Below are 13,248 nucleotides of genomic sequence, written 5' to 3'. Positions count from 1 at the left end.
TGCTTCGGCGAAGGAGGGTGCTAAGACTATAGCGAGTGCGCAGCCGGTGTCGCGAACAGCCCATAGCCGGCGCAAGGCCGGCTATGGGCGGAGGGGGCAATACTCAGTGCTTACACACCTGGGCGATCACCTGAGCCAGTTGCTCGAGGCGGCTGGCATCCAGGCCGGCGACATTGGCACGACCGGAGCCGACCAGGTACACGCTGTACTCGTCGCGCAGGCGTTGCACCTGCTGCGGCGACAGGCCGGTGTAGGAAAACATCCCGCGTTGCACGCCGATATGCGCGAAACGCTCGGCCAAGCCATGTACTTGCAAGGCCTCGACCAGGCCTAGGCGCAGGCTCGCCACGCGCTGGCGCATGCTTTCCAACTCGCTCATCCACAGCGCTTTGAGCTCGCTGTCATCGAGAATGCTGGCGACTATGGCGGCGCCGTGGGCCGGTGGTGTCGACCACAGATTGCGGGCTATCGAAGCCAGCTGACTGCGGATATTCAGCAGCTGTTCGCTGTTGCTGGCGCACACCAACAAGGCGCCGATGCGTTCGCGGTAGAGGCCGAAGTTTTTCGAGCAGGAACTGGTGATCAACAGCTCGGGCAGTTGCGTGGCGAATAGCCGCACGGCCCAGGCATCCTGTTCCAGACCATCGCCGAAGCCCTGATAGGCGAAGTCGATCAATGGCAGCAATTCGCGCGCCTTGACCACTTCCAGTACGCGATACCAGTCGTCATGGCTCAGGTCGAAACCGGTCGGGTTATGGCAACAGGCGTGCAGCAGCACCACGTCGCCCCGCGGCAGCTGGGCCAAGGCAGTCAGCATCGCCTCGACGTTGAGTCTGTTGTCCGCATCGACATAGGGGTAATGACCGACCTTCAGGCCGGCTGCGGCAAACAGGGTCTCGTGGATTGGCCAGGTCGGGTCGCTCAGCCAGATGCCGCGCCCCGGCAGGCTGTGGGCGATAAAGTCGGCAGCCAGGCGCAGTGCGCCCGTGCCACCAGGGGTCTGAGTGGCTGCTGCACGTTGTTCGCCGAGCGCAGAAGAGTCCTCGCCCAGCACCAATTCGGCCAGGCGTGCGGTAAACAGCGGATCGCCATGGCCACCGACATAGCTTTTCGTGGTCTGCTGGTCGACCAGGCGCTGTTCGGCCAGTTTGACCGCCTGGGGGATAGGCGTCAGGCCCTGGGCATCCTTGTAGACCCCCACGCCCAAGTCGAGCTTGTCCGGGTTAGTGTCGGCACGGAAGGCCTCCATCAGGCCGAGAATCGGATCGCCGGGCACCCGGACGATCTGGGCGAAATGGCTCACTTGCGACCCTCGGCAGTGCTCGCGACCACGTCGGTGCGCGCGGCCATGATGAAGTCGTTGCGGTGCAAACCTTTCATCTCGTGGCTCCACCAGGTCACTGTGACCTTGCCCCACTCGGTGAGCAGCGCAGGGTGGTGGCCGACTTCCTCGGCGATGGCGCCGACGGCGTTACTGAAGGCCAGGGCGTGCTTGAAGGTGCGGAACAGGAAGACTCTTTCCAGTTCCATGTGCCCGTCACGGACTTCGATGTTCCAGTCGGGGATTTCTCTGATCAGCTCGGCCAGTTCTTCATCCGAGACTTTCGGGGCATCGGCGCGGCAGGCTTCGCATTGGGCTTGGCTAAGGGCGGTCATTGGGGGCTCCAGAATAGGTCGATAAACACAAGTAGGTAAGGCACCTGCTAGGCCTATTCCACCTGATGAATACGGGTGGAAAAGTCCTGTCGTGGTTCCAGCCTACGCCGCTTTCGGCGGGAATTTCGGTGCGCGCAGGCCCAGCCGCATGGCCTGATGCGCCAGCGACATGATGTCTTCATGGGCCAGGTCGAACAGGCGCTTGAGTTCCGGCAGGACGAAATACAGTGGCTGCAGGATGTCGATACGGTACGGCGTACGCATGGTTTCCAGGGCATCGAAGGGTTGATGCTCGGGCTCGCCAGACAGGCAGTAGACGGTTTCTTTCGGCGAAGAGAGGATGCCGCCGCCATAGATCTTGCGGCCCTGCGGGGTGTCGACCAGGCCGAACTCGATGGTCATCCAGTACAGCCGGGCGAGGTAGACGCGCTCCTCTTTGCTGGCCTTGAGGCCGAGCTTGCCATAGGTGTGGGTGAACTCGGCGAACCAGGGGTTCGTCAGCAGCGGACAGTGGCCGAAGATTTCGTGGAAGATGTCCGGTTCCTGCAGGTAGTCCAGTTCTTCCGGGGTGCGGATAAAGGTCGCCACGGGGAATTGCTGGCTGGCCAGCAGCTCGAAAAAGGTCTGGAAAGGAATCAGTGCGGGCACCCGAGTCACCCGCCAGCCCGTACTGGCCTGCAGCACCTTGTTCACCTCGGCGAGTTGTGGAATGCGCTCATGCGGCAAGCCCAGCTGTTCGATGCCGTCCAGGTACTCCTGGCAGGCGCGGCCCTCGATCACCTTCAGCTGTCGGCTGATCAAGGTGTTCCACACTCGATCCTCGGCTTCGGAATAGTGGATAAAGCCGCTTTCGTCCGGTTGCCGAGCCACGTACTGCGTGCTCTTCATCATTGCCTCCTGCGGGGGCTTTTGTTGTTGTGTTGGACTATGGATACCGCAGGTGGTGCTGTTTTTCAGCCAGGGATGCAGCTGGATGGGGCCGCAACAGGGCATGATTTCGTAAAGAAAAGATTACGTAGTCGCCGCCGCAGCCAAGTCTCGTCTTGCTGCCAGGCTAAGCTGTCACATATTCTTGACGGAAATTACGGCTCAGCGAGCGATAGATTGCTCCGTAGCCCACTAAAACCCAGTGCTCAGGGCCTGCCATGCGTATCAAGGTTCACTGTCAAAACCGGATTGGCATTCTGCGCGACATCCTCAATCTGCTGGTCGAGTACGGCATCAACGTCGCGCGCGGAGAGGTCGGCGGCGAGCAGGGCAATGCCATCTATTTGCACTGTCCCAATCTGATCAATCTGCAATTCCAGTCATTGCGCGCCAAGTTCGAGGCGATCCCTGGGGTGTTCGGGGTCAAGCGCGTCGGCCTGATGCCCAGCGAGCGGCGTCATCTGGAACTGAATGCCTTGCTTGGCGCGCTGGACTTTCCGGTGCTGTCGATCGACATGGGCGGCAGCATAGTCGCCGCCAACCGCGCCGCCGCGCAGCTGCTGGGGGTGCGTGTGGATGAGGTGCCGGGCATTCCGTTGTCGCGCTATGCCGAGGATTTCGACCTGCCGGAACTGGTGCGCGCCAACAAATCGCGGATCAATGGTCTGCGGGTCAAGGTCAAGGGCGATGTGTTCCTCGCCGATATCGCACCGTTGCAAACCGAGCATGACGAGAGTGACGCGCTGGCCGGTGCAGTGCTGACCTTGCACCGTGCCGACCGGGTCGGCGAGCGGATTTACCACGTGCGCAAGCAGGAACTGCGCGGTTTCGACAGCATCTTCCAGAGCTCCAAGGTGATGGCCGCAGTGGTGCGTGAGGCGCGACGCATGGCGCCGCTGGACGCGCCGCTGCTGATCGAGGGCGAGACCGGCACCGGCAAGGAGCTGCTGGCGCGGGCCTGCCACCTGGCCAGCCCGCGCGGGCAGTCGCCGTTTATGGCACTGAATTGCGCCGGCTTGCCGGAATCCATGGCCGAGACCGAGCTGTTCGGCTACGGCCCGGGCGCCTTCGAAGGCGCCCGGCCGGAGGGCAAGTTGGGTCTGCTGGAACTGACCGCGGGCGGCACGCTGTTCCTCGATGGCGTCGGCGAGATGAGCCCGCGCCTGCAGGCCAAACTGTTGCGTTTTCTGCAGGATGGCTGTTTCCGCCGGGTCGGCAGCGATGAGGAGGTCTACCTGGATGTGCGGGTGATCTGCGCCACCCAGGTCGACCTCTCCGAGCTGTGCGCCAAGGGCGAGTTCAGGCAGGACCTCTATCACCGCCTCAATGTGCTCAGCCTGCATATTCCGCCGCTGCGCGAATGCCTGGATGGCCTGGCGCCTTTGGTCGAACACTTCCTCGACCAGGCCAGCCGGCAGATCGGCTGCCCGCTGCCCAAGCTGGCGCCTCAGGCGCTGGAGCGACTCGGTCACTATCACTGGCCCGGCAACGTGCGCCAGCTGGAAAACACACTGTTCCAGGCGGTGTCGTTGTGCGAAGGCGGTACGGTCAAGGCCGAACATATCCGCCTGCCGGACTATGGCGCGCCGCAGCCCTTGGGTGAGTTCTCGGTGGAGGGGGACTTGGACGCCATCCTCGGGCGTTTTGAAAAGGCAGTGCTGGAGCGGTTGTACAGCGACTACCCGAGCAGCCGGCAATTGGGCAAGCGCCTCGGCGTATCGCACACCACCATTGCCAATAAGCTGCGTCAACATGGACTCGGTAAAGAGTAGGGTGCTGCAGTTAAGTTACTTGTTGATACAAATGATAAGCCGTATCATTCGCCTTCAATGATGGCCGCAGGGAATGCTCGCCTGGATAACAATGAAGGTGAACCCCATGCTCAAACTGCTCCTGGTCTATGGCCACTTGCTCGCTACCTGCATCGCCCTCGGCACCCTGCTGCAGGCGGATCACAAGCTCTGGCGCTGGCGCAAGGAGTTGTTGGACCCGGCGCAGCGCGAGCAGCTGGCCGAGATTCAGATGATCGTTAGCCTGGCGCTGCTGTGTTTGTGGGGCTCGGGTTTGTTGCTGGTGCTGCTGGGCTACCGTGAAGAGGGGGTCGACTATCTGCTCAATCAGAAGCTCTGGGCCAAGGCGAGCGTGGTGACGCTGCTGACGCTGAACGGGGTGCTGCTGCACAAAATAGGCTTTCCTTTGTTGCACAAGGCGCCTTTCGTCTCCCTGTCCGGCTCTGCCCGGACTCGCCTCGGGCTCTTGGGCGCCCTGTCGATGAGCAGCTGGCTGTTCGCGGCCTTTCTCGGCGTGGCCCGGCCGTGGAACCATGCCATGCCTTACCTGCATATGATGGGTGCCTTTGCCGCGTTGTTGCTGGTGGCCTGCGCCGTAGCGATTATGGTGGTACGGGCGGCGGGTGCCGAGGCGGTTGCCGAACAGGGCGATGCGACTGCGGAGTCCTGTTAGGCCACGCAGCAGGTACAGTGGCTGAAGGACTGCGAGTCGTTCAGCTGGTGCTCAGCGCCGGCATAGTAAGCGCGGCCCCGTGGGTCCATCACCGCGTGCCAGAGTGGCGGGATCAGGGCCAGTACGATCATTCCGGCATGGCCAGTGGGCGGCTGTGGGCTGTCATCGAAGTGGCGCAATACCTGGTAGCGCCGCTTGGCGAAAGCGTGGTGGTCGGAGTGGCGCTGCAGGTGGAGCAGAAACAGGTTGGTCAACAGGAAGTTGCTGTTCCAGGAGTGTCTTGGGTTGGTGCGCTCGTAGCGACCGTCGTCCAGCGTGCGTCGGTGCAGGCCGCAGTGCTCGGCATAGTTGACGATCGCCAGCAGGGTCAGGGCAACGAAGGGCTGGCCGAGAACGAACCGCACGCCGAGCCAACCTAAGGCCAAACCGAGCCGAGCAGGAAGTGGCAATCCGTTGAAACCTAGCTTTTGGGTAGCCAGTCCGCGCGCCGCCATCTTGGCCCGGTAACACCCTGTGTTACACTCGCGGCCCTCCGCGGTCTCTACGATTTCAAGGAACACCATGACGTTCAAGGCACCGGACAGCCTCGCTGAGCAGATTGCTCATTACCTAGCTGAGCGCATCATCCGTGGTGAATTGAAGGAACGTGAGCGCATTCAGGAACAGAAAGTCACCCAGGCGCTTAACGTCAGTCGCGGCTCGGTACGCGAGGCGTTACTGATACTCGAACGCCGCCACTTGATCGTCATCCTGCCGCGCCGCGGTGCCCAGGTCAGCGAACTGACGCCGCACAATGTGAAAAGCCTCTACGCCCTGGTCATGGAGCTGTACATCCTGCTCGCCCGTGCGGTGGCCGACAGCTGGCAGGAGGAGACCGATCTGGCGCCGTTTCTGGCGATCCAGCAACGCTTGCAGGTGAGTTCGCAGCGCGAGGACATCCACGCCTTCGTGCAAGGCAGCTTCGATATCATGCGCGCGGCATTCCCGTTCTCGAACAACCCCTATCTGCAGGAAACCGTCGAGAACCTGCTGCCGGCGATCAGCCGCACTTATCATTTGGCTTTGGAGCGGCGTAAAGGCGAGATGGGCCAGTTCCTCGCGACCTTCGCCACCTTGCTGCAGGCGATCATTGCCCGCGACCATGGGCAAGCGCGCGACCTGCTGCTCGGCTACGGTGAACACAATTGCCAGCTGGTGCTGGCTGCACTGGCCGAGCGCTAAGGACTTTCATCCATGCGCCTCAAGTGCATCAAGCTGGCGGGCTTCAAATCCTTCGTCGACCCGACCACCGTGACTTTTCCCAGCAACATGGCGGCGGTGGTAGGACCTAACGGCTGCGGCAAGTCCAATATCATCGACGCCGTGCGCTGGGTGATGGGCGAGAGTTCGGCGAAGAACCTCCGTGGCGAGTCGATGACCGATGTCATCTTCAACGGCTCCAATACGCGCAAGCCGGTGACCCAGGCCAGCATCGAGCTGATTTTCGATAACTCCGACGGCACCCTGGTCGGCGAATACGCCAGCTATAACGAGATATCCATTCGTCGCCGCGTCACCCGCGATGCGCAGAACACCTATTTCCTCAACGGCACCAAGTGCCGCCGCCGCGACATCACCGACATCTTCCTTGGCACCGGCCTGGGCCCGCGCAGCTATTCGATCATCGAACAGGGCATGATCTCCAAGCTGATCGAGGCCAAGCCGGAAGAGTTGCGCAACTTCATCGAGGAAGCCGCCGGCATCTCCAAGTACAAGGAGCGTCGCCGCGAAACCGAGAACCGCATTCGCCGCACCCACGAGAACCTGGCGCGCCTGAGCGACCTGCGTGAAGAGCTGGAACGTCAGCTGGAGCGCTTGCACCGTCAGGCCCAGGCGGCGGAGAAGTACCAGGAATACAAGGCCGAGGAACGTCAGCTCAAGGCTCAGCTCACGGCCTTGCGCTGGCAGGCGTTGAATGAACAGGTCGGCCAGCGCGAAGCGGTGATCGGCAACCAGGAAGTCGGTTTCGAGGCGCTGGTCGCCGAGCAACGCAATGCCGATGCGAGCATCGAGCGCCTGCGTGATGGTCACCACGAACTGTCCGAGCGCTTCAATCTGGTGCAGGGGCGTTTCTATTCGGTCGGCGGCGATATCGCCCGGGTCGAACAGAGCATCCAGCATGGTCAGCAGCGCCTGCGCCAGTTGCAGGAGGACTTGCAGGAGGCCGAGCGAACCCGTCTGGAAACCGAATCGCACTTGGGCCACGACCAGACCCTGCTGGCCACGCTGGGCGAAGAGCTGGCCATGCTCGAGCCCGAGCAGCAACTGACCGCCGCGGCGGCGGAAGAGGCGGCGGCCGCGCTGGAAGAGTCCGAGAGCGCGATGCATGGCTGGCAGGAGCAGTGGGACGGCTTCAACCTGCGTTCGGCCGAACCTCGCCGCCAGGCCGAAGTGCAGCAGGCGCGCAGCCAGCAACTGGAACAGAGCCTGGAGCGCTTGGCGGAGCGTCAGCGTCGGCTCAACGACGAATTGCAGCAATTGGCCGCCGACCCGGAAGACGCGGCGATTGTCGAGCTGAGCGAACAGATTGCCGCCAGCGAACTGAGCCAGGAAGATCTACAGATCGCGGAAGAGCAGCAAGCCGAGCGCTTGCAGCTGCTGCGCACGGAGTTGCAGCAAGCCGGTCAGGCGCAACAGCAAGCCCAGGGCGAGCTGCAGCGGCTGAACGGCCGACTGGCCTCGCTGGAGGCGTTGCAACAGGCGGCGCTGGACCCGGGCAAGGGGGCTGGCGAGTGGTTGCGCGAACATCAGCTGAATCAGCGGCCGCGGCTGGCCGAGGGGCTGCGGGTCGAGACGGGCTGGGAGCTGGCGGTGGAAACCGTGCTCGGCGCCGATCTGCAAGCGGTGCTCCTGGATGACGGTGCCGGCGCGGCGCTCGCCGGGCTGGACTTCAGCGACTTTGAGCAGGGCGATCTGCGTCTGGTCTGTCCGAGTAAAGGCAGCGTGCGGGTAGTCGGTAGCCTGCTGGACAAGGTCGAGGCCAGCGTCGATTTGGCACCCTGGTTGGCCAAGGTCAAGCCGGTGGAGTCCCTCGATCAGGCGCTGGCGGCGCGCACGGCGCTGGCTGAGGGTGAGAGCCTGATCAGCCGCGATGGCTACTGGGTCGGCCGGCACTTCTTGCGTATTCGCCGCGCCAGCGAAGCGGAAAGCGGCGTGCTGGCGCGGGGCCAGGAATTGGAACGCCTGAGCCTGGAGCGCGACGAGCGTGATGCCGCGCTGGCAGTGTTGGACGAGCGCCTAGTGCTGCTGCGCGACACGCAGCGCCAGCAGGAGGAGTTGCGTGAACTGCAACGTCGCCAGCTGCAGGATCAGGCCCGTCGTCTGGGTGAGTTGAAGGCGCAGCTGTCGGCCGGTCAGGCCAAGGCCGAGCAGTTGACCCTGCGTCGTCGTCGTCTCGATAGCGAGCTGAGCGAGCTGGCCGAGCAGCGCGAGCTTGAAATCGAACAGTTGGGTGAGGGGCGTCTGCAACTGCAGGATGCCCTGGATACCATGGCCGAGGATAACCAGCAGCGCGAAAGCCTGCTGGCCATTCGCGATGAGTTGCGCGAGCAACTCGACCGGATGCGTCAAGAGGCCCGTCAACACAAGGATCATGCGCACCAGTTGGCCGTACGCCTGGGCTCGCTGAAAGCCCAGCATGACTCCACGCGTCAGGCGCTGGAGCGTCTGCAACTGCAGGCCGAGCGTCTGCACGAGAAGCGTGAACAGCTCAACCTCAACCTTGAAGAAGGGGAGGCGCCGCTGGAAGAGTTGCGCATGAAGCTGGAAGAGTTGCTCGACCGGCGCATGGGCGTGGAAGAGGAACTCAAGCTGGCGCGCCTGGCCTTGGAAGACGCCGATCGCGAATTGCGCGACGCGGAGAAGCGCCGTAGCCAGGCCGAGCAGCAGTCACAACTGTTGCGTGGACAACTGGAGCAGCAACGCATGGAGTGGCAGTCGCTGAGCGTGAGGCGCAAGGCGTTGCAGGAGCAGCTGCTGGAAGACAACTACGACTTGCATGGCGTACTCGCGACCTTGCCGGCAGAGGCCGGCGAGAATGACTGGGCAGAGCAGCTGGAGCGGCTCGCGGCGCGGATTCAGCGGCTGGGGCCGATCAACCTGGCGGCCATCGACGAATATCAACAGCAATCAGAGCGTAAACGCTACCTCGACGCGCAGGATGCCGACCTGGTGGAGGCCCTGGACACCCTGGAAAACGTCATCCGCAAGATCGACAAGGAAACCCGCAATCGCTTCAAGGAAACCTTCGATCAGATCAACGGCGGCCTGCAGGCGCTGTTCCCCAAGGTGTTCGGCGGCGGCAATGCCTACCTGGAACTCACCGGCGAAGATTTACTCGATACCGGGGTGACTATCATGGCGCGGCCGCCGGGCAAGAAGAACAGCACCATCCACCTGCTCTCGGGCGGCGAGAAGGCGCTAACCGCGCTGGCCCTGGTGTTCGCCATCTTCCAGCTCAATCCGGCGCCGTTCTGCATGCTCGATGAGGTGGATGCGCCGCTGGACGACGCCAACGTCGGTCGCTATGCGCGCCTGGTCAAGGAAATGTCGGAAAAGGTGCAATTCATCTATATCACCCACAACAAGATCGCCATGGAAATGGCCGATCAGTTGATGGGCGTAACCATGCACGAGCCGGGCTGCTCGCGTTTGGTGGCGGTGGATGTGGAGGAGGCACTGGCAATGGTGGATGCATGATGCGTCTGGCGGTGTAAAGTTGCCTTTCGTCGTGCTAGCTTAATGGCCACTTTTGTTGCACGTGGAAAACGCCTGTCAGAACATGGAGTTGGCGCCACGTTTTAGAGTTACCGAGGCATGGGCTGGATGCTCTTTTTTTATATTAATTTTCATTAGGGGTCAGGGTATTTCATGGAATTCGGTCTACGCGAGTGGCTGATCGTCATCGGCATCATTGTGATTGCTGGCATCTTGTTCGATGGCTGGCGGCGGATGCGTGGCGGCAAGGGCAAGTTGAAGTTCAAGCTCGACCGCAGTGTGGCCGACTTGCCGGATGACGACAGTGATCCCAATCTGCTGAGCCCGGCGCGGGTGGTCGGTCGACATAAGGAACCCTCGCTGGACGATGAAAATCTGCCCTCCATGAGCGCCCGCGAGCTGAACCGTCACCGCGTTGGTGAGCCGGAACAGGGTGATTTGAACCTGGATCTGGATGAGCCGGTACCGACCTTGCTCAATCCGGTCGATAGCGAGGCGTCGGGCACGCACAACGGCGCGGCCAAAAACGCTGGCAAAGAGCTGCCGCCAGTTGAGGAAGTCCTGGTGATCAACGTGATCGCCCGCGAAGGGGACGGCTTCAAAGGGCCGGCGTTGTTGCAGAATATCCTCGAGAGCGGTCTGCGCTTCGGTGAGATGGATATCTTTCATCGCCACGAAAGCATGGCCGGCAACGGTGAAGTACTGTTCTCCATGGCCAACGCGCTCAAGCCGGGCACCTTCGACCTGGACGACATCGATGGTTTCAGCACCCGTGCGGTGAGCTTCTTCCTCGGGTTACCAGGCCCGCGTCATCCCAAGCAGGCATTCGACGTGATGGTCGCCGCCGCGCGCAAGTTGGCCCATGAGCTGAACGGTGAGCTGAAGGATGATCAGCGCAGCGTGATGACCGCGCAAACCATCGAGCATTATCGCCAGCGCATCGTCGAGTTCGAGCGCCGGCAGTTGACCAGCAAGCGTTAACAAGCGCCGCCGTTTTAATAGAAAGAGCAGCCCAGGCTGCTCTTTCTCGTTTGAGAGATAAGCAAGATGACCGACGCCGCTACAACCCCGCAGATTGCCGCCGAGCGTATTGCCCAGCTGCGCGCCGAGCTGGATGAACACAATTATCGCTACCACGTGCTGGATGAGCCGAGCATTCCTGATGCGGAATACGATCGTCTGTTCCGCGAGCTGAAGGCCCTGGAGGCCGAGCATCCACAGCTGATCACGCCGGACTCGCCGACTCAGCGAGTCGGTAGCCTGGCGCTGTCCGCCTTCGGTGAGGTCAAGCACGAAGTGCCGATGCTCAGCCTCGGCAACGCCTTCGAAGAAGACGATCTGCGTGATTTCGATCGCCGTGTACGCGAAGGCCTGGATCTGCCGGTCGGCGACTTGTTCGGCGGCGCTGCCGAAGTCGAATACAGCTGCGAACCCAAGCTCGACGGCCTGGCGGTCAGCCTGCTGTATGAAAATGGTCTGCTGGTGCGTGGCGCCACCCGTGGCGACGGCAGTACCGGCGAAGACATCAGCGTCAACGTGCGCACCATCCGCAATATCCCACTCAAGCTACACGGCAGCGGCTGGCCAAGCGTACTGGAGGTGCGAGGCGAGGTGTTTATGTCCAGGTCCGGTTTCGCCGCGTTGAACGCCCGCCAGCAGGAAAGCGGCGGCAAGACCTTCGCCAACCCGCGCAACGCCGCGGCCGGCAGCTTGCGCCAGCTGGACTCGCGGATCACCGCCAGCCGCCCGCTGGAGTTGTGCGCCTATGGCATCGGTCGGGTGCAGGGCGAGTTAGCGGATAGTCATATCGGTATTCTCACCGCCCTGAAAGGCTGGGGCCTGCCGATCAGTCGTGAGCTACAGCTGGCCAAGGGCGCCGAAGAGTGCCTGGCCTATTACCGGGCGATTGGCGAGAAGCGCGATGCCCTGCCGTATGAGATCGACGGCGTGGTGTTCAAGGTCAACAACCTGGCCTACCAGCGCGAACTGGGCTTTCGCGCCCGTGAGCCGCGTTGGGCGATAGCCCATAAGTTCCCGGCGATGGAGGAACTGACCGAGCTGCTGGATGTCGAGTTCCAGGTCGGTCGTACCGGGGCGGTGACGCCGGTGGCGCGCTTGCAGCCGGTGAAAGTGGCCGGGGTCACGGTGTCCAACGCGACCCTGCACAACATGGATGAAGTCGCGCGCCTGGGGCTGATGATCGGCGATACGGTGATCATTCGCCGCGCCGGCGACGTGATTCCGCAAGTGGTGCAGGTGGTGGTCGAGCGCCGCCCGGCGAATGCGCGCCCAGTGCATATCCCCGAAAGTTGCCCGGTGTGTGGCTCTCGGGTCGAGCGCACCCAGTTGATCAAGCGCAGCAAGGGCAAGGAGTCGGTCAGCGAAGGTTCGATCTACCGTTGTGTCGGCCGCCTGGCCTGCGCGGCCCAGCTCAAGCAGGCGATCATCCACTATGTGTCGCGCCGCGCCATGGATATCGAGGGCCTGGGCGAAAAGAGCGTCGAACAACTGGTTGACGAAGGTCTGGTGGGTTCGCCGGCTGACCTGTACACCCTGACGTTCGAGCAGCTTGTCGGTCTGGAAGGCTTTGCCGAGCTGTCGGCCAACAACCTGCTGGCGGCCATCGCCGCTAGCCGCCAGCCGAGCCTGGCGCGCTTCATCTATGCGCTGGGCATTCCCGATGTCGGCGAGGAAACCGCCAAGCTGCTGGCCCGGGCTCTTGGTTCGTTGCAACGCATCCAGCAGGCACTGCCGGACGTATTGACCTATCTACCGGATGTCGGTCTGGAAGTGGCCTACGAAATCCGCAACTTCTTCGATGATGCACATAACCAGCAGGTGATTCATGACCTGCTGACCCGTGGTCTGGCGTTACAGGAGGAGGGCGAGCTCAGCCCCGAATTCGCGGCTTGCGCCACCCTGGCGAGCTTCATCGACAAGTTGAACATCTCAGGTATCGCCGCCACCGGCGCGAAGAACCTGGCCGAGAAAGCCGCTAGCCTGGATGGGGTCATCGCCCTCAGTCAGGACTGGTTGGAACTGAGCGTAACCAAGGGCCTGAGCGAGAAGGCCAAGCAGTCGCTGCGCGAGTTCTTCGCCAGCGAGGCGAATATTCAACGCGCCCGCGCCATAGAAGCCCAGCTGCGCGAGTTCGGCATGCATTGGCAAAGTGAGAAAAAAGTCGTTGCGGGTCTGCCGCTGGCCGGCCAGACCTGGGTGCTGACCGGGGCGCTGGAAGTGATGAGCCGCGACCTGGCCAAGGACAAACTGGAAAGCCTGGGCGCCAAGGTGGCAGGCTCGGTGTCAGCCAAGACCACCTGCGTGGTGGCGGGCCCAGGGGCTGGCTCGAAACTGGCCAAGGCCAGCGAGCTGGGGGTCAAGGTGCTGGATGAAGAGGCCTTTTTGGCCGAGCTGACCGCCTATGGCCTTACCCCCTGAGTCAGGCGA

Annotated in this window: 9 protein-coding genes and 1 pseudogene; 6 read left to right on the top strand and 4 right to left on the bottom strand. The window is 62.4% G+C overall.

The window, feature by feature from the left end:
* Nucleotides 1-103 precede the first annotated feature (103 nt).
* The 3 genes from FBY03_RS18595 to phhA form a co-directional block, all read right to left on the bottom strand.
* Nucleotides 104-1,303, bottom strand: coding sequence for an amino acid aminotransferase (locus tag FBY03_RS18595; protein ID WP_147173841.1), 1,200 nt, complete (start codon nt 1,301-1,303; stop codon nt 104-106).
* Nucleotides 1,300-1,656: a 4a-hydroxytetrahydrobiopterin dehydratase gene (locus FBY03_RS18590; protein WP_147173840.1), complete on the bottom strand. Its 357-nt coding sequence runs from the start codon at nt 1,654-1,656 to the stop codon at nt 1,300-1,302. The genes FBY03_RS18595 and FBY03_RS18590 overlap by 4 nt, the downstream gene beginning before the upstream one ends.
* A gap of 102 nt (nt 1,657-1,758) precedes the next feature.
* Complete coding sequence (gene phhA, locus FBY03_RS18585) at nt 1,759-2,544, bottom strand: phenylalanine 4-monooxygenase (RefSeq protein WP_147173839.1); 786 nt, start codon at nt 2,542-2,544, stop codon at nt 1,759-1,761.
* Between the two features lie 257 nt (nt 2,545-2,801).
* Here phhA and FBY03_RS18580 point away from each other — a divergent pair, with 257 nt between their 5' ends.
* On the top strand, nt 2,802-4,355 hold the full coding sequence (locus FBY03_RS18580) for a sigma-54-dependent transcriptional regulator (protein ID WP_147173838.1): 1,554 nt from the start codon (nt 2,802-2,804) through the stop codon (nt 4,353-4,355).
* 106 nt (nt 4,356-4,461) lie between these two features.
* A complete protein-coding gene (locus tag FBY03_RS18575) occupies nt 4,462-5,046 on the top strand; it encodes a hypothetical protein (protein WP_147173837.1) in 585 nt (194 codons plus the stop codon).
* Here the strand turns inward: FBY03_RS18575 and FBY03_RS18570 are convergent.
* Nucleotides 5,043-5,471: pseudogene (locus FBY03_RS18570) on the bottom strand (fatty acid desaturase); the annotation flags it as partial. The gene FBY03_RS18575 and the pseudogene FBY03_RS18570 overlap by 4 nt on opposite strands.
* A gap of 136 nt (nt 5,472-5,607) precedes the next feature.
* On the opposite strand from FBY03_RS18570, the gene FBY03_RS18565 reads away from it, so the two are divergent.
* From FBY03_RS18565 to ligA, 4 genes are all read left to right on the top strand, one after another.
* Entirely contained in the window at nt 5,608-6,267 is a 660-nt protein-coding gene (locus tag FBY03_RS18565) for a GntR family transcriptional regulator (protein ID WP_147173835.1), read from the top strand.
* A gap of 12 nt (nt 6,268-6,279) precedes the next feature.
* Entirely contained in the window at nt 6,280-9,783 is a 3,504-nt protein-coding gene (gene smc / locus FBY03_RS18560) for a chromosome segregation protein SMC (protein ID WP_147173834.1), read from the top strand.
* Nucleotides 9,784-9,954: 171 nt separating this feature from the next.
* Entirely contained in the window at nt 9,955-10,782 is an 828-nt protein-coding gene (gene zipA / locus FBY03_RS18555; protein WP_147173833.1) for a cell division protein ZipA, read from the top strand.
* A gap of 66 nt (nt 10,783-10,848) precedes the next feature.
* Nucleotides 10,849-13,239 (top strand): NAD-dependent DNA ligase LigA, encoded by a 2,391-nt coding sequence (gene ligA, locus FBY03_RS18550; protein WP_147173832.1) that lies wholly within the window; start codon nt 10,849-10,851, stop codon nt 13,237-13,239.
* Nucleotides 13,240-13,248 lie beyond the last annotated feature (9 nt).

It is taken from the genome of Pseudomonas sp. SJZ079 (assembly GCF_007993865.1).
GTDB lineage: Bacteria > Pseudomonadota > Gammaproteobacteria > Pseudomonadales > Pseudomonadaceae > Aquipseudomonas.
This window is presented reverse-complemented; position numbering and strand designations above follow the sequence as displayed.